Source organism: Pseudomonas sp. NY15364 (assembly GCF_048068235.1).
Classification (GTDB): Bacteria; Pseudomonadota; Gammaproteobacteria; order Pseudomonadales; family Pseudomonadaceae; genus Aquipseudomonas; species Aquipseudomonas mendocina_D.
Genome location: NZ_JBLUPX010000035.1, coordinates 1 through 17,346 on the forward strand (window position 1 = coordinate 1; position 17,346 = coordinate 17,346).

Below are 17,346 nucleotides of genomic sequence, written 5' to 3' on the forward strand. Positions count from 1 at the left end.
CTTGAAGCCACCGACTCTGCCCACCATCGTCAGCCCCGCGCCAGTGATGGCGTCCTCGATCATCTCGGTGGTGGGCAGGTCGCTGGTCCATGTGCGCCATTGGCAGAAGCCAGGGATGCCGGTGCTGCTCGCGTGCGGGTGCGTCCAGCCAAAGCCCTGGATGTGCTGCCAGAGCCGCGGGAAGCGGTAGCCGGCTTCCAGCTCCAGGCGGTTGGTGGCCGCGCCCAGCGGCTGCAGGTCAATCTGCACGCTCTCGAACAGCGTGGTGCCGGGGCCAAACACGAAGTGCGGCACGGCAGCGGCTGCCCAGTCGGTCACGCGCACGGCGCCGGTTGGCGAGCAATCCAGGCTGGCCGCCCGGCTCTCCATGCGCTCTTGCGCATAGTCCCAGCGGCTGCGGCCGGTTACCGGCTCGAACAGGTCGGCAGACCAGTGGCCACCGATCAACGCGTCAATGGCCTCGATGGTCATGCCCTCGATGCGCTGCTGCAGCTGGTCGCTGCAATCGCACGCCAGCAGGCGCCAGGTTGGGTCCCACTCGGGCATTTCGATCTTGCCGGTGAACAGGCGCTGTTCAGTCACCACGCCATCGCGGTCGCGGCTGATGTAATCGATCTGCACCGGCCTGCCCTTCCAGTCATCCGGCACCACCGGCCCAGGCGGCAGGTACAGCACGAATCCGCCAACGCCGGCGGCGCCCTCTTCCAGGTCGACGTCGATCATGCCGGTAACCTGGCTGGTGAGGTCTACCCCATCCACTAGCAGGCGCACGCGCCAGTTGAATGCCTGCCCGCGCACCACATACTCCGGCTCGTAGGTCGAACCCAGGGCGACAGCAAGCGGGCCGCTGGCCAGCGGCTGAGCTCCGATCAGCATGGGTTACACCTCTTCCCAGGTGATGGACCAATCGAACGAGCCGTTCTGCGAACGAGCGGGCCGCTCGGCCATCACGGAATAAACGGGCATCCAATCCACCCGGTACTGGTCGGCGCCGGCCACTGCGGTCACGGTTACAGTGTTTGTTCCAGCATTCAGCGTGCTCGGCGTGCGGCGCCACTGGCCGTCAACGCGAGCAAGCGCCCAGGGCGCACGGTCCGGCCGCGGCGTGCTGGGCAGCACGAACACCAGGGCGGCGCTCTGCATGCTCATCACCTGCGTTACCCGCAGCTCCAGCGGGTTGGTGTAGTCCAGCCCATCCAGCCCCGCCGGGTACACACCACGGCCCGCCAGGGTGCCGCTGGTTTTCTGCCAGTGCGTTTGCTTTACCGCTGCGCCATCGCTCATGCGCAGCACGCGGCTGCCTCCGATTGGCTGCTCGGCCTGCTCTGGCGCGCCGGCGTGCTTGTCAAGCGCAATGCCACCCAGCATCACGGCCACAGTCATAGCGTGCTCCAGAAAAAGTTGGGCCCTCCAACGAGGGCCTATTTACGACGGGAAGAGCCACCGAACTTGGTGGCCAGGCGGCGCATGTTTGGGGCTTGGGTTTGCTCAACGAACACGGACACTTCCTGCCCCCCGCTCTCAAGCACCATGCGGCCCAGATTGGGGAACTGCGGCGACATGCCAGCAACGGTTTCCACCACCCCCCCATCGGCGAAGGCCGGCATGTGCAACCCGTTCATACGGTCCAGCAGCGCGGTGCCGTATTGCCTGACGGCGGCGGCGCGCAGCACGTACTCACCATTGGAAAGGCGCGCCAGGATGCTGTCACTGGTGCCGGTGCCCGGCCCGGTGACCTTGCCGCCTGTTGCGAAAGCCGGAGGGGTCGCAGGCGCCACGCCGCCATTCGTGCTGCTCACATCCCCCAGCGTGATGGTCGGCGTGATGATGAACTTCGAACTGAGGTCAGTGGCCAGCGCCTGAATCTGCTGTTGAACCTTGGCAATCTCTTCCGGGCTCAGGTCAGCAGTGATCTTGATGTCTGCCTGGTCCTTCAAGTCCTTCAGCAGCGCGCTGAGCGTGGCCAGCTTCTGGTCAGCCGCTGTTTGCTCAATGGCATTGGCTTGCGCCTCGATAGCCTGCAGCTCGTTTGCAAACCCTTGTAGGCCATAGGTGTTCTGTCCAGAGGCCGCCAAATCCCCCAGAATCTTGGCAGCAGCCTGGGCGTTGGACCTGGCCTTCTCTAAATCACCGTTGCGCAGCGCATCGCGCGCCGCCACCTTCAGTTGGTTGGCCTGGCCGTAGCTCGGGTCACCAGCACCACCGCCTGCAATTTTGGCTCGCAGATCGTTGTAGCGTTTGTCGATATCCAGCCGCTCTTTGCGCAGGCGCTCGACTTCGCTGTTGGCCTCCCGCTCGGCAGCGGTTATTTCACGGATGCGCTTTTTGGCTTCATCGGATACCGACTTGTACTGTTCCTTCAGTTGGTCGGTGGTGCCTTTGCTGCTCGTAACCAGTTGGTCGTTAAGCTGCACCTGCTGCTCATATACCTCACGAGCACGCCGCCCCTGCTGTTCGTAGGTGCCATCCCACAGGTTCTTGACGCGCTCGATGGCAGCGCCAGTCTCGCGAGCATTGTCTTCACCGACCGCGCGCATGATGTCGGCGGCCTGGGCAAATTCGCCGCTGGCGGCAGCAGCAGCGGCCGCAGCAGCGCCGCCGATAAAGCGCCCCAGCGAGCCGAAGGCATTTCCGGCCACGATGGCAGCGGATGCCAGCACCTTAAGCCCGAACGACAGTACATTGGCGATTTCGGCGGTGTAACCGCCCTCCCGCGCGTTATCCGCCAATAAGCCCGTCAGCACGTTAAGCGTTGGCACCAGCTCGGCAGAGATCTGTTTGCCGGCGCCATCCGATACAGCGCCCAGGGTATTCAGGCCACGCTCGAACTCAAGCGCGCCAGCCGCCGCATCATTACTCAGCACTAGGCCCAGGTCTTCCGCTTCCCTGGCTAGATCACTGAAAGCCGCGCTGTTGTTCGCCAACAGCGGCAACAGCAGCGTGGCATCGTTGGCGATGGCCTCCATGTAGAAGGTCATCTCGGATTGCGACAGATTGGCCTGTTGCAGCGAGCTGACGTATAGCTGCAGGGCCTGGGGGCCGGATAGGTTGCGGAACTGCTCAGCAGTCACCCCAACCTTCGGCGCGATGTTCTCGAAGAAGTCAGCCATCGGGCCGCCACCGGTCTGCAGGAAGTCGCCGATCTTGTCCTGCACATCTTTGAAGATGTCGCCCAACTTGTCCTGCTCGATGCCCACCGTGCGACTGGCATAGGCCCAGCGCTGAAACTCTTCAGCAGTGGAACCACTAAGTTCGGCCATGCGCGCCATCTGCGCAGTAGCCAAGGCGCTTTCCTTCACCCAGTTGGCCAGCACCCCAATCGACAAAGCACCGGCCAGCGCGGCACCCGCCTTGACGGCCATACCGCTAAGTTTGGTGAGCGAGCCGTCGACCTCATCGAACGCCTTCTTGGTGTTGTTCTGGCCGTCAATCACCAGTTGCGTGCGAACTCGGCTCATGCGCCCAACTCCCGTAAAATCTGCCGGAACTTGTCCGGCTTGCCACGCGCAGCGCGGGCCACGATCAGCCCCTCACGCATCCGCGCCTTGTCTTCACGCTCCAGTGCAGCCGTAAACAGTTCGATCTGCGCCAGGGTGTAGCCACCAATCGCCGCCAGCGAATGCCCAGCCGTGACCAGCCGCTGCGCGACCGCGCCCCAACCTACCGGCTTGCCACCTTGGCCAGGGCTTGGCCGAAAAAATCGTTGTTCACCTCAACCACCTGCAGCATCAGCTGAACAGCTACAGTCGATGGCATGCGCTTGATGCGCCAGGCACTGAGCGACGTGCAAGCGCCCAGCACATCCAGCAGCGCGCCGCTACGCTGCGCCCAGGCGTAAATCTGCTCCGGGCTGGCCTGGCTGAGCATCGTCAGCAGTTCGCCGGCAGCCTTGCCGAAGGCCTCAAAGTGGCGGAACTCCACCGGCTTGATGGCGACGCGGCGACCGTTTACGCGCACGATCACAGGTTTCGGATACAGAATTTCCAGATCGCTCATGTTTCCCTCGGGTAATAAAAAACCCGCCGAAGCGGGTTACTTGAGAATCTCGTGAGTGCCGGGTTTTCCTCGACACCCTCTAGCCGCGATTGTCTGTCGCGGCGTATTCGGATTGATGGGTTCGAAACCCTTGACTCTTGGGTCTGGCTGCATTGTCGAAACGCTACCGCCTGCTGCCACGATCATTCCACGTCCCGAACTGCAGTTGACGGCGAACTCAGAATAAAGCTTACCGCCATTGGCGGCATCAGTACGCACGGTCATATGCACTATTCCACCGTCCTCCCTCAACCCTAGCAGCCAGAACGAATCGGCCATATCCACAGGCGTGACAATCTTCTCAGGAGTGAAATTTGCTGGACCTTGGCTTTGGACTGGCGGGGAAAGAGCAGGCGCGCGTCCACCAAAACCACCAACTCCACCCACGAATCCGATTAGGAATCCAAAGAGCATGGCACCAATGACGGCAATGATTAGCATTGCCGGAATAGCAGCGAACGCCCACTTGACCATAAAAACAACCATGGACCAGAAGCCCATTTTGATGTCCACGACAACGACCGGCCTTGCAGCTGAAACTGAATGAGCTTCCTCAATCCTCTTTTGCTCAAGCCCCCTCTCGCGGCGACCTTCACTGACAGCTAACTTTGCGCCCTTTAGCGCCCCAGCAAGCTTGCCAAGCGAATCAGGTGCAGCGCTAGACTCGGCTTTCTCGGCTTCAGCCTGCGCGGCCAGCCTCCGCTGTTTCAGCGCCATGGCTTTCTCGTAATAAACACCACAGCCAGGGCAGCGCGCCGGCTCGCCAAAATCAGCCACTTCGTAATCGTTGTTACATGCCGGGCATTGCATCAGATTCCCTCCCAGTTACCTGGCAGAGACTCTAGCCGATCAGCACCAGCACCGAAACCCGGCCCGTCACTGAGCAGCCAGGATAAGCGCCACACCAGCAAGCACGAGAAAAGCACAGATCCCGAACGCCACTATGACCACAGCAACGGTAAAGGCTCCCTGGCTCATACCAGTTCCAGCCCAAGCGTCAGCTGCAACTGGTGACGCCAGTGGTCAACCTGGCATTCCAGCGCAGGCTTGCGCATCTTCCACTGAGCCAAAGCGCGACCACTGGCACTGGCGGCCTTGCGCCCATCCTCGAGCGCGCGGCAGGCACGGTCGAGCTGCTGCTTCTCGGTGAGCTCGCCACGCAGCAGGGCATCGATGTGGAGGTCGCACCAGACAGCAAAGTCCACGTCGAGCCAGCGGGCGAACGCTACTGCCAGCTTTGGGTGTAGCCAGGTGCCGCCGGTGCGCCCTTTCGTTGTCGCCACTAAAAGGTGGGATTCCCCCACATTTAAGTGGCGCATCAGCGCTTCCATGTATTTCAGCGTGTCCGGCAGACGCAGCCACTCGGCCGGCTTCTTGTCAAATCGCTTGGCCACATCCGTGGCGCTGATCCAGCCATCGATATTGAAGCGAACCGGCTGTCCTTGATAGTGAAATGGGATGACGTTGTTCATGGCATATCCCCTGCAATAGCCCTGGAATTGATCGGCCGCAGCAACGCCCCAGGGAAGGCGCTTTCGGGTGCCCCCTAGCTGCAGCCGGAAACAAAAAGCCCCAGCGGATTGGCCCGCCAGGGCTTGAGTTGAATCGAATAAATCGGTCGGTTTCCCGACCGTTTTAGCAGCGCCATCCTTGGCTCGTGAGTCACACCACGTCAGTGTTCTGCACTTCCATCTTGAAGATGGCGGCCTCGCCCACATCGATGATGTTCGGGTCGGGCAGCATGCGCAGCTGCACCGGGATCACGCCGAACTCCGCGCCTTGGTTCAGCGGCAGGCCACCGTTCAGGCTGATGCGCACGTAGTACGCCAGGGTGCGGCGCTTCTCGCCGTCGCCGGCTTCGTTCACCTGCTCCCAGAGCACGCGGTAGAACTTGCGGCCAGTCACGAACGGGCTGATCACATCCACCGTCGGGTAGGTGTAATTGACCTCGATCGGCAGGCGCTTGAGGCCGCCATCGCTGGGCGCCGCCTCGGCGTTGATGTCATCAGCCAGCTGGCCACCCAGCAGCACATGAATGCCGCCCGGCGTTACCGCGTAATCGATGCCGCGCTCGTACACCGGGGTACCGCCCTCGCCCGTCACCGAGCTGATCACCAGCGGCAGGTTCGCCAGCATGATGGTGCGGTCGACGTAGGCATCATGCTCTTCAGCGGAAACGGTTCCACTCGGCACGCGCTCGGTGGAACCGTAGAGAATCACCGCAGCAGCGGCCGGGGTGAAGTTGACAGCCTCGCCGGTGCAGTTCAGCGCCGTGGTGGAGGTCACGCCGTCCAGCTCGGGCAAGCCGATGCGGGTCGGGTCTTGGATGGTGATCTCGGTCGTCTCCGGCTCCACGGTCACGTTCTGGAGCTTGAACAGCTCTTCGAAGACGCGAGTCGGGTAGGCCGCAACCTTGGTCGGGCCGCGGAACAGTTGGGTATGCAGCATGGGTTTCTCCTGGCCGGCGGCCGTCAGTTGTAGGTCTGGACGTACTGGATGCCCAGACGGATGGTGATGCTTTGGGTGGTTTCGCCTTTCACTGCCCAGCGGTATTCCGCCTCGTCGCCTTCCTCATCGAGCAGGCCCGGGAACTTGCGCTCGGGCAGATCCTGGCCAATGCCGAAGGCGCGCAGCACATCCACGTGGAAGTTGGCCAGGTCTTGCTCGGTGGCCGTCTTCTTGAACACGCCCTCGATTTCATACTCCCGCACGCGAATAGCCTGCGGACGTGCCCAGCCGATCAGCCGGTCATTGCCGCCGCGCAGCAGCACGTGCATGTAGGGCGCGCTGTCTTTCGCCACTCCAGGCGCGACGAACACGGCTTGCACGTCGGTGTAAAAGCCTGAATTCGGCTTGATCAGCTCAAGCCGCTCCTGCGCCGCCGCTGTCACAGCGGCCACGTTGGGGAAAAGGGCCATGGGTTACCTGCTGTATTTGGCGATCTCACGCCGGATGCGGCGCTCGAACTCCTGCTGCAGAAAGATGTTGGTCCAGCGGATCGTCCCGGCGTCCGTGAACTGCCGGAACCAGTAGGCCACGCTCGGCCCCTGGGCCAGCTGCAGGGCGCGCTGGTAGGCATAGGTGCGCTGGCCACCCGCTTTGGTTTGCACCGTCTTGCCGCTGCGTGTGCTCAGCGGCAGCCGCTGGCGGCTGGACGGGTTCACGAATCCGGCGGCAACCTTCTTCCCGCCCGGCCCAGCTACCCAGATCCGGGCGCGCGTGGCGTCGATGACATCGAAGCCCCACTGCCGGTAGTTCACCACCAGCACGCCAGAGCTCGAAGGAATGATCCGGGCATCCATGCGCCGACTGTTCGCCCGCTTCACCCGCAGCGCACGGCGCAGGCGCGGCGCGTCGATGGTGCCGGCCAGCGGCTTCACATAGCGCTCAGCGCGCGTGCGTGTAGCAGTGGTGTTGACGGCACCGCGCGCGACCGGCTCAACGCTGCGGCCGATGGCCGCCAGCCTCGCCTGGGCCATTTCACGACCAACCAGGCGAACATTCATGTTCACTCCACCGGCTGCAGCCATAAGCCCCTCACAACGCCGTCGTCGGTGTCGTCTGCGTAATTGGCAACCACATACAGATCGCCCTCGACGCGCAGCTGGTCGCCAGCCTGCGGCCGCCCCACTTCGATAATCGCCACCTCAGCCCGCGTCATATAGCTGACCACCTGGCCCAGCTCATCGCGGTACGGCGCTTCATGCGTCAGATGCACCCGGCAGCAACGCGGCACGCCATCAGCGGGCAGGTAATGCCCGGCCTGGCCGACCAGCTCGCTGCAGGTGATGGCCACCTCGGCACGCTGGCCGGTAAAGTCCCGCACGTCGTCGATCAGGAACAGCCGAGCATCGCTGCGCAGGTAGCGACCGGCACGCAAGCGTTCGTCCCACCATCCGCGTACAGCAACCTTGGCAGGTGAGCGCAGACCCGTATGGGCCGGAACATCGGCGCTTTCCTTGCTGTTGATGCTGAACCACAGCCAGTCCAGGCACCGCACGGTCAGATCCTGCTGAAGCTCCAGCAGCTCGGCGGGGATATCCAGGCGTCCTGCTCTCATATGCCGAGCCCTACGCGGTAGAAGTGCAGCATGTTTTCGGCTTTGGGAATTTTGCTGTAGGTCAGACCGACCACTGATTCCTCGCGGTTGGCGTAGAGCTCAGCTGCGATAATCAGGATGGCCAAGCGAACGCTATTGGGCACGGCGACCGGTTCTCCTTCTTCATCCTCCCAGGGGATTGGGCGGTTGATGAACTGGCTGGCGGTGTCAACGGCGGCGCCCAGCTTCTCTTCGAGGTCGGCATCATCCAGGCTGTGACGAATGCGCAGGTGGCGCTTGAGGTCTTCGACGCTTGGCAACCCGATCACTTCAGTAGTCATGGCCGGTCACCGTAACGGCGGAAGGCGAAGCTGGTGATGCCCTCGCGCCCGAGTTCGGATTCCTTCTCGTTGGCCTCGACGCAGCCGAAGCCCTGGCGCGCGAACCAGGCGATCAACCCGCTTTGCGTCCAGTACCAGAGGTGCTCGCCGGGTTTGTAGTGCTTGCTGCGCAGGCAATCCCACTGGCTCAGATAGATGGGCATGGAGACGAAAACCCATTCGCCAACCTGGGCCAGAAGTTTCTCAGGTTCGGGAATGTGCTCGAGGCTGTCCCAGCAGCAGATCGCTTCCGTGGCGTTGGCGTAGATGTCGAAGTAGCGATTGCGGGACTTAAGCCAAGCAACTGCCTCGGCATTTACGTCGTAACCCCAGCAATCGGCCTCAAGCACAAAACGCCCACCACCGATACCGATATCCACCACGCCAGACTGGCAATGGCGCGCAACCATTTCGACGCGCGCGCGCGTCAGCGCTTCGCCCATCGGCGTAGCGTCCAGCGCCTGGTACTTCTCGAAGTAAGGGCCGCTGTAGTCGATAGGTTGGCGCGGGTGGAAGCCCATGCCCAACTCTTCAGACCACAGCAGGCAGTCGGTCAGCCCATTCGGCAAAGCGCTGGTCATAGTTGGCAATTCTCTTGTCGCAGGTATGGGAACGCTCGGTGCACCGGCAGAAGTTGTCGGGCACCGCGAAGGTGATGTGTTCGGTGTTCATAGCCGGATCGGTGATCAGTTCCGGCGCGTTGTAGCCGCCCTGCCCGCCGCATACGATCCAGGCTGGCACGCCGGCGGCGATGCTAGCCGGCACGATCCAGCCGATGCCGCCGATAACGGCGGTAGCGCCCTGCAGCAGCGCCAGCAATTGATCAACTGGCAGCTCGCCTGCGTGGTAGCGGATATCAGCGGCCGGCAGAGGCTCCAGCGCCCATTCCTTGCCGGGCTGCAGGTCAGCCACCGAAACAACCTGGTAGCCGCGCCGGCGCAGATGCTCGGCAGCGGCGGCGACGTATTCCGGCAATGGGTTGCGAGCATCCGCCCGCCATTCCTCTCGAACTGTTACTGGCCGTACGACAACGTACCGGCCGGATACCGGCGATGGGCCGAAGTCGGGCAGGTCAAGCAGGCCCGGCTCCAGGCGAAAACATTGGCGCATGCCGGCGTAGATGCCGGATGCGCCGTAGCGAATATGTTTCTGCGCACCGCCCATTGGCGGCCTGGCCCAGCGTGATTGCCTGGCGATGTTCTTGGCCTGGGTGCGCAGCTTGGTTGAGGGCCTGACGCACTCCACATGCGGCATGTCCTGGTACAGCTCAGGCCATGGCGTCTCGAGAAAGACCGGCCGGCGGATCTGTCGAACGAAGGCGCGCTGATAGATGTTGTCGCCCAGCCCCTTCATGCCAAGGATGAACAAAGCGCCACCTCCAGCCTCTCGCGCGGGAAGCAGCGCAACGCCGTCTCGCGTGAACAATTGATGATTTCCACGCCTGGCAGAGCCTTTGCCACCTTCTCGAAGTGCTCAGGCCATTGGGAGATGGAACCGGCGTTACCAAGGTTGCGCGGGTGATCGCCGTGCCAGTGGCGATTGCCGCCGGTGTACTGCACGTCGTAGCCCAGCAGGATCACGCGCGTGGCGCCACGCAGAGCAGCAAGCGATATAGCTCCAGCCCCGGAGTTGCCGTGCTCGCCGATACCTGCAGGCTTGGCGCCGTGGCGGTTGAGCCGCATTGACAGGCGCTCACAGGCGAGGCCTTGAACCTCGGCGCCGTACTGCTTCCACCAATCGCGGTCGATAGCGAAAACAGCATCCGCCCAGGGCGTCATGCGAAACGTGGTGTTGACGCAGACTACTCGGCGACCTTCTTGCGTGGCTTCCTGGCGCCAGCGCCTGACCCGCTCGCAGTCGTCTGCGGTGAGGCTGGGGCCGCTGGCGATGCAGACGACGGTGCGCCAGCCCCAGGCTTTGGGGCCTCTTCTTCCAGTTCGAGAATGGTGCACAAGCCACGCGCCTCGAGCTGTTTTGCATGGCGCAGCGGCACGACATAGGCCGGGCTGCGCGCAGTGCGAATCTGTCCGCCGTCCTGATAGGAGCGCAGCGGTTTGATCTGTACATCAGTCATGGTCACCTCAACAGAAACGGGCCGGCATGCCGGCCCGTTTCGAGGGTTGTGGATCAGGTCGCGGTCAGCGAGCCGGTGACGAAGGCTTCGGGGCGATACACGGCCAGGGCCAGGCGCTCTTCAGCGCGGATGGTGACCATGTTCTTCTCGAAATCCTTGTCGTTCTCGGTGGAGACCAGAATCTCTACGTCCATGCGGTCGTAGATTTGGGCGCCGAGAGCGAACGCACCGACCAGGAACTCGTCCGCCTGGATGGCGGTGGTTTCCACAACCGGCAGCGCCCACAGACGCGGGGCGGTGCCGTCTTGCGGGCGCCCGATCAGGTAGTTGCCGTTCTCGTCCTTGAGGGTTTCGATCAGCGCCCAGTCAATCGGGTTGAGCACGATACCGGTCGCCGGGAACTCGGCCAGAGTCGCCTGCAGCATGGCCAGACGAATGCGGTCGATGCGCTGTTCCTTGGTAACGCTGACCCCGGTCAGCGCGGCGTACTGCTGCGCCTGCGGGATGAGGCCGGTGATGTTGGCGCCGCTACCGTTGCCGTACAGCAACTGGCCTTCCTCGGCCAGTTTCAGCATGTACTCGGCGCGGGCGTCGATGAAGCTGCGCAGCGCCTGGTTGTCGTCCAGGATCTGGCGGCTGGCCTTGAGCAGGTGGGCGATCACGCGCACCGGGGCGTTGTCGAGCTCGAACTCGATATCCGAGTACGGCTTCTGACCGCCCTCGGTTACCGCAGCGGCATTGTTGGTGTAGCCGGTTTCGCGCACGTACTCGACGTTGTTGCTGCCGGTGGTGCCGGGGGCGATCAGGTCGCGGATGGTCAGGCGGCGCTCGGGAGCCGGCACAACGCCCAGGCGACGCTCGCTGCCAACCAGGTTGCCGCCATTGGTATCCACGGAGGTGATCGCAGAGCGAGGCACAGCGATACGGCGCGAGCCACGGAAGGAGCTGTTGACGCCTTCCATGTCCTCGGAGCTGGCAACAAGCTCACCGGCTGATTTCGGACGCTCAGGCGCGCTGCCGCGCTTATCGGCATTGACCAGCTTCTGCTCGGCCTCCTGCAGGCGGGCCTGCAGCTCGCCCTGCTTGGTCAGCATCTCGTCGACCTTGGCGCGGGTCTCTGCGTGCATCTCGCCGGTGCGGGCGATCTCTTTCTGAGTTGCTTCGGCTTGAGATTTAAGTTGATCGCCAACCTTTTCAAGGCTGGCAGTGATTTGCTTGTACTCGGATTCGAGCTTTGCGGTATCGACCATGACATTTTCCTCGGGAAAGTTCCCGCCGTGAGGCGGCTTTCGCGAGGCGTCTTGGTCGTGCGGCTATTCAGCGTTGCGACTAGCGAGGCGATTCGGTGTGTTTATTGCTGTTTGTTCAACCACTTTTCCCAGGCGCTGATACAGCCTTTAATCAGCCGGATAAGTGTTTCGTGGAGTTCCTTAGTTGCTGGGCTCATTTCAACTCCTTGCCTTCTATTTCCAGCGCCTTACTCATTGCGTACTCGTAACGCTTTTTGCGTACAGATAGAGATGAATTGCTTAGCAGCGCGGCCTTCGCTCTTTTTCTCCAAGAGTCCGCATGATCTTTCGGCGAATAAGGGGCAGGCGAGTTTTCCATTAGCCGTCTCCTAGATTTGAACAAGGCTTTTAGCAATGCTGGCGGCAAATCCATATGGAATCGCCTCCTCATCGACAGCGCGAGGCTTATCGGTCGGGCCAGCGTTCTGCGTGGCCCCGCCGGCAGCGCTAGGCATGCCGGACTTGAAATTGGCGAAGAGCTCGCGGCGCTGAGAGCGCGGCAAGCCCGCTTTGGCCAGTGCGATATCCATGGCCTTCAGAGCGTTGTTCTGGCTCGATTCGCTGGTGGTGCGCTCGGTGATCTCGTCGGCGGAGAGCAGCCCGGTGGCCAGGCCCAACTCGACTGCACGCTTGCCGCGAATGAAGGTCTCGTCGTCCATCATCTCGGCCATGCTTTCCACGGGCTGGCCGCTGGTTTCCGCGTAGAGGTCGGCCATGGCGGCATCGAACTCTTCCATGTCGCCTGCCACGTCGCGCAGGTAATGGCGGTTGCCGGCGAGGAAGGTCCAGCAGTTGTGGATCATCAGGAAGGCGCTGCTTGCAACCTGGCGCTCTTCACCGGCGAGGTAGATCACCGAGGCAGCACTCGCAGCCATACCGAGCACCTTGGTAGTGACCTTGTGGCTGTGCTCGCGCAGACGGTTGTAGATTGCGATGCCTTCGAACATGTCGCCGCCCGGCGAGTTGATGTAGACGGTCACGTCGCGCTCGCCAATGGCACGCAATGCGGCGTCGATACGTTTCAGGGTCACGCCTTCGCCGTACCAGTCTTCACCGATCACGCCGTAGATAGTGATGGTGTCGGAAGTGTTCTCCACCGCCGCCTGGATAGCAGGGTTCCATTTCTCGAGCGCGCGCGGGCTCATCTCGCTGCGCAGGCCGCGAGACTGGATTTTCAGTTTCATGGGTTATTCCTTTGCGGGTTCGGCGGTGAGCCAGTTCATCAGGGCGGCACGAACGGTTTGGCTTTCGTTCTGCTTGCCCAGTTGGTCAAGCGGCACGAGGTTGGATTGCACGGTGAGGATGTCGCCACCAGGTTTGGCTGGCATGTTCTCTTTCAGGCGGCCTTCATTGCGGGTGAGAAAGCCGTTCTGCGCCATGGTGCTCAGGTATGCCGCCCGGCCGGCGCTGTCTGCGCGCAGGAAGGCTTCCAGCGAATACTCGGCGTAGTAGGTGATGCGATCCACGGCGGTGAGCAGCTTCTTCTCCACGCACTGCTCGATCGGCGCGGTGTAGCTCATGATGCAGTAAGTCAGGAAGGCGAGTTGCTGTTGCTCAAGGCCAGTGCCCCAGTTGCTGCCCTTGTCGGTCTTCATGACCATCCAGGTGGGCACGCCGAACCAGCGGCAAATCTCTTCGACGCTGTGGCCGCGAGACTCCAGCAGTTGCGCGTCGGCAGGGTTAATGCCGATTGCTTCGGGGGTGATGCCGTATTCCAGCACGGGCGACTTGCCGGCGTTCATAGCCCCGCTGATGGTCTTGGCGTACTCGCGGAAGTCCGTCCGCTGATCGGGAGTCAGCACCCGATCCATCTTGAATGCGACGGTCGGCATCATGCCGTTCTTGAACGTGCTGTTGGCTGCGTCGTCTGCCGACATCGCAGAGCCGAACACGTCGGCACCGTAGCGAATCGCGGAGAGCCCCATCTTCCCATCCAGGGTGAAGGCGGGAATGTGCAGCATGTTCTCGCGGCGAATCTCGCGGGGCGCGCCTTTCTTGGGGTGGAACCAGTACCGCAAGCGGCCGTCATCATCCTGCTCAGGCTTGACGCGCCCTGGCATCAGAAAGTCCAGGGCGATAACTCGGCCAGCTGAACGATGGATCTCGCAGTAGGCATTACCCCACAGCAGCATCGAGGCAACCACGGACTGCCAGAAGTGAAAGGCCGTGGTGTCCTCGTTCGGGCTGGTGTGCACCACGTCGTACAGCGCGAAGTCGCGCGCCGTCTCGCGGCTGCCGTCAGCCTTACGGCGGTAGATGTTCAGCGGCAAACCCGCAACGGACATCGAGATGATGCGAACGCAGGCCCAGACGGTAGACAGGCGCATGGCGTTATCGATGGTGACCGTCTTGCCAGAGCTGGACTGACTGCCAAAGTAGGCACCCCAGAAACCGCCATCGCTGAGGCGGATGGACTTACCCATCCAGTCGCCGAGGCTGGCTGCTGGGCGCTGGGCGGACGTGACCAGCGCCTGCATCAAGCTTTTACCCATTGGTAATTCCTCGGCGGATGAATCCGGCAATGCAGAACAGCGAGAGCGCACCAGCGATCAGCGCCCAGCCGGTACCGGCCAGCATCCAAACGCCAGCGCATAGCAAGGCGAAGCCGGCCAAGCCGACCAGGAGGAAGACGACGAATGCGTTCATGCGATTATTGGATTCCGTATGGCGTTCATGAAGTCTTCGTCGTCGCCTTGATCCGACTCGACATTGGATATTCCGACAGCCATCAGTAGAGCGGCCATATCGTCGATCTTGTCTGCGCTGCGCTTCTTGTCGGGCGCCATGTTCAGGTTGTCGTCGCGGCGTGCGATCAAGTTGGAAGCACACCAAGTCAGAATCGGGTCGCCACCGTGCGCCAATGCGCCGGAGATGTACGCCCGCTCCAACACCTGCATGGCCGGGTGGTACGAACGCGGCCCCTGGATAAACTCAACCATTGGCAGCTCAGCAGCCACTAACCGGTTCACAAGGTCGCTTGCATTCCATCGGTCATAGGCAATCAGCTGGACGTTGAAGTCCTGGCATACCGCTTTAACGTCAGCCTCGATCACCGCGTAGTCAGTGACGTTGCCTTCGGTGACCTTCAGCAGCCCCGACTCGACCCAGGACTGGTACGGCACCGTGCCGCGCTCGGTCCTGTAGGCAACAGCGCTCTCAGGCGCCCAGCGCCACGCATGGGTGTAGTAAGTCCCATCTACCAGCCAGACAAGCCGGAATGAACAGAGGTCAGCAGTACTGGCCAGGTCAAGGCCGCCCCAGCACGGGTAAGCTCGCAGCCAATCAAGATCAACCTCACCGCCGCATGCCTGCCATTTGGTCAGGTCAACCCATCCGTCTGCGGTCGATGCAGGCCGGTTGAGGCGCTTTATCCGAAACTCGGCGAGCTTCGACGGCATCTGCTTGGCTTCGATGGCCTCCTTACGGATTGCCGCTAGCAGGTGCGGGTTTACATCCATGAGCGGGTTGGCTTTGATCCAGCAGCGCTCGTCAAATTCATCGTCGGCCTTTATGCCGAGCGACTTGTCCTCATCGTCTACGGCGTAGAACACCACCAGGAAGTGGTCGGCAGTGTTGCCGAACAGGCCCGCCAGCAGCTTCTTGGCGAACATTCTGATTTCGGCCCAGGGGCCGGGGTTGGTGTAACCCTCGGTCGTCGTATACAGCCAGAGCGGGTTTGCCCTGGCGCCAGCGGCAGACGTCAGGACGTTTAGAAGGTCTGCCGTCTTGTGGGCATGGATCTCGTCAAGGCCAACATGAGACGGGTTCAGGCCGTCCTGAGTGGAGGCTTTTGCGTGAATCGGCTTGAATGTGGCGCCCGCCTCTGCACGGCTTATGGCCTTAGCCCACACCTCAAGACCGAAGGCTTCTCTCAAGTCTGGCGTCTTCTCAACCATGCGCTTGGCAGTGTTGAAGATGATGGATGCCTGCGGAAATGTAGTCGCAGCACTGATTACCTGCGCGCCCTCTTCCGGCTCGCAGCACTCGCAGTACAAAAGAATCCCAGATGAAAGCGTAGACTTGGCGTTTTTCCGCGCAACGGCAAACAAAGCCGAGGTGAACCGGCGCGGCCTAAAGTAGCCCCAGCCATCTATCTCGGAACCCTCACGCTTTCTGAAACCGAACAGCTGCACCACGAAAAAGACGTGTGACGGGTGCATCACGATCTCTGGCTTGTCCCACTTCCCCTCAACGTGTGGCAGCTTCTCGATAAAGTCGCACGGATCATTGGCGTGCCAGGGGTCGAAGATGAAAGGACAGTCTTTGCGCTTCGCCCGCTTCAAATCATCCAGGAACCGCTGCGCAGCCTGGCGGATCAGCTTGCCGTGCTTCTTGCGCTTCTTGTCAGCAATCGCACCTTTGGCATAGTAGGTCGCGATCTGCACATAGTCGCGACCATTTGCCATAACTCTATGCCTTCTTGGGTCGCCCGTTGTCGGCGAACTTGTTCCCCGCTGGCTTATCACCTCCAGCCGAAACCTTTCTTCGGCTCGCTGGAGTCATTCCGAATTCGGAAAAGAGCGCCTTGAGAGCGCCATCTTCCGAGGCGGTAAGCTCCATGCCGGCCTTGGCCTTCTGCCGGAATCTTTGCCAGGCAAAACACAACTGCTCAAGCGAATACAGATCCACTACCTGAAGTACTCGAGCGCTTACCAGCTGGCGCCCAAGGTTCCTCCACATCTCAACCCCGTCAGGGTTCAAGTGCTGGGGAGCCTCTGGGAAATCCTCAACCAGATCGTATTCAGGGGCGTCCGGCACTTCGCGATCCGGGCGATCAGTACCTGCCAGAACCTTGAGGTGCGGAGCTGTTGGCTTCCGTCCTCTCATCTCGAACCTCAAAAACCGTTTTCTAATTTTGACCGTGCGAAAATTTGGCTCCCCCCGTCGTTCGGGCAGTCAAATCGCTCAAGGTTTCGACCCGCCCTCCCCCTTTGCAGAATGAGAACCGCTCGCATCAAGCAACCCAACACGCTCGCCGATGCTGTTGTGGCATGGACGGCACAGTGCCCGTAGGTTGTCCCACTCCAGCGCGAGCTCAGGATTGGTTTTCACCGGCTTGATGTGGTCAGTGATGTCGCTGGCAGCGTTATCGCAGTGCTCGCACACGGGATGCTTCTTGCGGTAGTAGGCGCTCAGCTTCTTCCAGCGTTCAGTCTTGTAAAAGGAGTCGGACGCATCTCGCCTTGCATTGTATGAGGCGTGAGACTGCTTTCTTGCGCTCTCCCTTTTCAGATCTGCTTCAGCAGCGTGACGCGAACACCTGTTGCGACCTATGGCCGTCAGTCTTTTGCACCCTGGCTCGCTACATGCCTTTGGAGGTCTGACCGGCATGATTAGCTGCCATGCAGCATCAGGGCGAATGAATAGATCAGCGCAATGCACAGCAGGAACAGCGCCAGGGTGAACCGGCACCAGGCAACGATGTATTCGTCAGTACGAAACGACAGGCGCCAGAACACCGCCGCAGCGATGAACAGGAGTGCGGGGACGATCCAGGCCATGGTCAGATACCGTCGTATTCTTCGCGCT

The 17,346-nt window shown here is 61.6% G+C and carries 22 protein-coding genes and 1 pseudogene; all 23 read right to left on the minus strand.

Annotated features, from left to right (window positions below):
• Nucleotides 1–876, minus strand: a pseudogene (locus tag ACNFCJ_RS20775) (hypothetical protein); the annotation flags it as partial.
• 3 nt (nt 877–879) lie between these two features.
• Nucleotides 880–1,383 carry a hypothetical protein gene (locus ACNFCJ_RS20780; RefSeq protein WP_416773365.1) on the minus strand — a complete coding sequence of 168 codons (504 nt, stop codon included), beginning with the start codon at nt 1,381–1,383 and terminating at the stop codon, nt 880–882.
• A 38-nt stretch (nt 1,384–1,421) separates the two neighbouring features.
• Complete coding sequence (locus ACNFCJ_RS20785; protein ID WP_416773366.1) at nt 1,422–3,458, minus strand: hypothetical protein; 2,037 nt, start codon at nt 3,456–3,458, stop codon at nt 1,422–1,424.
• A gap of 202 nt (nt 3,459–3,660) precedes the next feature.
• Complete coding sequence (locus ACNFCJ_RS20790) at nt 3,661–3,996, minus strand: hypothetical protein (protein WP_416773367.1); 336 nt, start codon at nt 3,994–3,996, stop codon at nt 3,661–3,663.
• A 36-nt stretch (nt 3,997–4,032) separates the two neighbouring features.
• Nucleotides 4,033–4,845, minus strand: a complete 813-nt coding sequence (locus ACNFCJ_RS20795; RefSeq protein ID WP_416773369.1) for a hypothetical protein — start codon at nt 4,843–4,845, stop codon at nt 4,033–4,035.
• 164 nt (nt 4,846–5,009) lie between these two features.
• On the minus strand, nt 5,010–5,507 hold the full coding sequence (locus ACNFCJ_RS20800) for a KilA-N domain-containing protein (RefSeq protein ID WP_416773371.1): 498 nt from the start codon (nt 5,505–5,507) through the stop codon (nt 5,010–5,012).
• A 190-nt stretch (nt 5,508–5,697) separates the two neighbouring features.
• Nucleotides 5,698–6,483, minus strand: a complete 786-nt coding sequence (locus tag ACNFCJ_RS20805; RefSeq protein WP_416773372.1) for a hypothetical protein — start codon at nt 6,481–6,483, stop codon at nt 5,698–5,700.
• 23 nt (nt 6,484–6,506) lie between these two features.
• Complete coding sequence (locus tag ACNFCJ_RS20810) at nt 6,507–6,953, minus strand: hypothetical protein (RefSeq protein ID WP_416773374.1); 447 nt, start codon at nt 6,951–6,953, stop codon at nt 6,507–6,509.
• Between the two features lie 3 nt (nt 6,954–6,956).
• A complete protein-coding gene (locus ACNFCJ_RS20815; RefSeq protein WP_416773376.1) occupies nt 6,957–7,541 on the minus strand; it encodes a hypothetical protein in 585 nt (194 codons plus the stop codon).
• Nucleotides 7,542–7,543: 2 nt separating this feature from the next.
• The gene (locus ACNFCJ_RS20820; RefSeq protein WP_416773377.1) at nt 7,544–8,095 is read right to left on the minus strand and encodes a hypothetical protein; all 552 of its coding nucleotides are present in this window, start codon (nt 8,093–8,095) and stop codon (nt 7,544–7,546) included.
• The gene (locus tag ACNFCJ_RS20825; RefSeq protein WP_416773379.1) at nt 8,092–8,415 is read right to left on the minus strand and encodes a head-tail connector protein; all 324 of its coding nucleotides are present in this window, start codon (nt 8,413–8,415) and stop codon (nt 8,092–8,094) included. Before ACNFCJ_RS20825 ends, ACNFCJ_RS20820 begins: the two co-directional genes overlap by 4 nt.
• Nucleotides 8,412–9,035 (minus strand): methyltransferase domain-containing protein, encoded by a 624-nt coding sequence (locus ACNFCJ_RS20830; protein WP_416773380.1) that lies wholly within the window; start codon nt 9,033–9,035, stop codon nt 8,412–8,414. Before ACNFCJ_RS20830 ends, ACNFCJ_RS20825 begins: the two co-directional genes overlap by 4 nt.
• Nucleotides 8,986–9,822 carry a hypothetical protein gene (locus ACNFCJ_RS20835; RefSeq protein ID WP_416773382.1) on the minus strand — a complete coding sequence of 279 codons (837 nt, stop codon included), beginning with the start codon at nt 9,820–9,822 and terminating at the stop codon, nt 8,986–8,988. Before ACNFCJ_RS20835 ends, ACNFCJ_RS20830 begins: the two co-directional genes overlap by 50 nt.
• Nucleotides 9,804–10,232, minus strand: a complete 429-nt coding sequence (locus tag ACNFCJ_RS20840; RefSeq protein WP_416773384.1) for a hypothetical protein — start codon at nt 10,230–10,232, stop codon at nt 9,804–9,806. Before ACNFCJ_RS20840 ends, ACNFCJ_RS20835 begins: the two co-directional genes overlap by 19 nt.
• Nucleotides 10,233–10,255: 23 nt before the next feature.
• A complete protein-coding gene (locus tag ACNFCJ_RS20845; RefSeq protein ID WP_416773386.1) occupies nt 10,256–10,528 on the minus strand; it encodes a hypothetical protein in 273 nt (90 codons plus the stop codon).
• Nucleotides 10,529–10,581: 53 nt separating this feature from the next.
• On the minus strand, nt 10,582–11,778 hold the full coding sequence (locus tag ACNFCJ_RS20850) for a phage major capsid protein (RefSeq protein WP_416773388.1): 1,197 nt from the start codon (nt 11,776–11,778) through the stop codon (nt 10,582–10,584).
• Nucleotides 11,779–11,971: 193 nt separating this feature from the next.
• The gene (locus ACNFCJ_RS20855; RefSeq protein WP_416773390.1) at nt 11,972–12,136 is read right to left on the minus strand and encodes a hypothetical protein; all 165 of its coding nucleotides are present in this window, start codon (nt 12,134–12,136) and stop codon (nt 11,972–11,974) included.
• A gap of 10 nt (nt 12,137–12,146) precedes the next feature.
• Nucleotides 12,147–13,001, minus strand: a complete 855-nt coding sequence (locus ACNFCJ_RS20860) for a head maturation protease, ClpP-related (protein WP_416773392.1) — start codon at nt 12,999–13,001, stop codon at nt 12,147–12,149.
• 3 nt (nt 13,002–13,004) lie between these two features.
• On the minus strand, nt 13,005–14,309 hold the full coding sequence (locus tag ACNFCJ_RS20865; protein WP_416773394.1) for a phage portal protein: 1,305 nt from the start codon (nt 14,307–14,309) through the stop codon (nt 13,005–13,007).
• Nucleotides 14,302–14,463, minus strand: coding sequence for a hypothetical protein (locus ACNFCJ_RS20870; RefSeq protein ID WP_416773395.1), 162 nt, complete (start codon nt 14,461–14,463; stop codon nt 14,302–14,304). The genes ACNFCJ_RS20865 and ACNFCJ_RS20870 overlap by 8 nt, the downstream gene beginning before the upstream one ends.
• On the minus strand, nt 14,460–16,223 hold the full coding sequence (locus ACNFCJ_RS20875) for a terminase large subunit (RefSeq protein ID WP_416773397.1): 1,764 nt from the start codon (nt 16,221–16,223) through the stop codon (nt 14,460–14,462). The genes ACNFCJ_RS20870 and ACNFCJ_RS20875 overlap by 4 nt, the downstream gene beginning before the upstream one ends.
• 499 nt (nt 16,224–16,722) lie before the next feature.
• Nucleotides 16,723–17,148 carry an HNH endonuclease gene (locus ACNFCJ_RS20880; RefSeq protein ID WP_416773399.1) on the minus strand — a complete coding sequence of 142 codons (426 nt, stop codon included), beginning with the start codon at nt 17,146–17,148 and terminating at the stop codon, nt 16,723–16,725.
• A 2-nt stretch (nt 17,149–17,150) separates the two neighbouring features.
• The gene (locus ACNFCJ_RS20885) at nt 17,151–17,318 is read right to left on the minus strand and encodes a hypothetical protein (protein ID WP_416773400.1); all 168 of its coding nucleotides are present in this window, start codon (nt 17,316–17,318) and stop codon (nt 17,151–17,153) included.
• Between the last annotated feature and the right edge of the window lie 28 nt (nt 17,319–17,346).

What these genes read in the sequence shown, in the direction of transcription:
- ACNFCJ_RS20870 (WP_416773395.1), bottom strand. Translation starts at nt 14,463, where the DNA reads ATGAACGCATTCGTCGTCTTCCTCCTGGTCGGCTTGGCCGGCTTCGCC.
- ACNFCJ_RS20850 (WP_416773388.1), bottom strand. Translation starts at nt 11,778, where the DNA reads ATGGTCGATACCGCAAAGCTCGAATCCGAGTACAAGCAAATCACTGCC.
- ACNFCJ_RS20860 (WP_416773392.1), bottom strand. Translation starts at nt 13,001, where the DNA reads ATGAAACTGAAAATCCAGTCTCGCGGCCTGCGCAGCGAGATGAGCCCG.
- ACNFCJ_RS20805 (WP_416773372.1), bottom strand. Translation starts at nt 6,483, where the DNA reads ATGCTGCATACCCAACTGTTCCGCGGCCCGACCAAGGTTGCGGCCTAC.
- ACNFCJ_RS20810 (WP_416773374.1), bottom strand. Translation starts at nt 6,953, where the DNA reads ATGGCCCTTTTCCCCAACGTGGCCGCTGTGACAGCGGCGGCGCAGGAG.
- ACNFCJ_RS20780 (WP_416773365.1), bottom strand. Translation starts at nt 1,383, where the DNA reads ATGACTGTGGCCGTGATGCTGGGTGGCATTGCGCTTGACAAGCACGCC.
- ACNFCJ_RS20815 (WP_416773376.1), bottom strand. Translation starts at nt 7,541, where the DNA reads ATGAATGTTCGCCTGGTTGGTCGTGAAATGGCCCAGGCGAGGCTGGCG.
- ACNFCJ_RS20875 (WP_416773397.1), bottom strand. Translation starts at nt 16,223, where the DNA reads ATGGCAAATGGTCGCGACTATGTGCAGATCGCGACCTACTATGCCAAA.
- ACNFCJ_RS20885 (WP_416773400.1), bottom strand. Translation starts at nt 17,318, where the DNA reads ATGGCCTGGATCGTCCCCGCACTCCTGTTCATCGCTGCGGCGGTGTTC.
- ACNFCJ_RS20795 (WP_416773369.1), bottom strand. Translation starts at nt 4,845, where the DNA reads ATGCAATGCCCGGCATGTAACAACGATTACGAAGTGGCTGATTTTGGC.
- ACNFCJ_RS20865 (WP_416773394.1), bottom strand. Translation starts at nt 14,309, where the DNA reads ATGGGTAAAAGCTTGATGCAGGCGCTGGTCACGTCCGCCCAGCGCCCA.
- ACNFCJ_RS20830 (WP_416773380.1), bottom strand. Translation starts at nt 9,035, where the DNA reads ATGACCAGCGCTTTGCCGAATGGGCTGACCGACTGCCTGCTGTGGTCT.
- ACNFCJ_RS20825 (WP_416773379.1), bottom strand. Translation starts at nt 8,415, where the DNA reads ATGACTACTGAAGTGATCGGGTTGCCAAGCGTCGAAGACCTCAAGCGC.
- ACNFCJ_RS20785 (WP_416773366.1), bottom strand. Translation starts at nt 3,458, where the DNA reads ATGAGCCGAGTTCGCACGCAACTGGTGATTGACGGCCAGAACAACACC.
- ACNFCJ_RS20790 (WP_416773367.1), bottom strand. Translation starts at nt 3,996, where the DNA reads ATGAGCGATCTGGAAATTCTGTATCCGAAACCTGTGATCGTGCGCGTA.
- ACNFCJ_RS20800 (WP_416773371.1), bottom strand. Translation starts at nt 5,507, where the DNA reads ATGAACAACGTCATCCCATTTCACTATCAAGGACAGCCGGTTCGCTTC.
- ACNFCJ_RS20840 (WP_416773384.1), bottom strand. Translation starts at nt 10,232, where the DNA reads ATGACGCCCTGGGCGGATGCTGTTTTCGCTATCGACCGCGATTGGTGG.
- ACNFCJ_RS20820 (WP_416773377.1), bottom strand. Translation starts at nt 8,095, where the DNA reads ATGAGAGCAGGACGCCTGGATATCCCCGCCGAGCTGCTGGAGCTTCAG.
- ACNFCJ_RS20880 (WP_416773399.1), bottom strand. Translation starts at nt 17,148, where the DNA reads ATGCCGGTCAGACCTCCAAAGGCATGTAGCGAGCCAGGGTGCAAAAGA.
- ACNFCJ_RS20855 (WP_416773390.1), bottom strand. Translation starts at nt 12,136, where the DNA reads ATGGAAAACTCGCCTGCCCCTTATTCGCCGAAAGATCATGCGGACTCT.
- ACNFCJ_RS20845 (WP_416773386.1), bottom strand. Translation starts at nt 10,528, where the DNA reads ATGACTGATGTACAGATCAAACCGCTGCGCTCCTATCAGGACGGCGGA.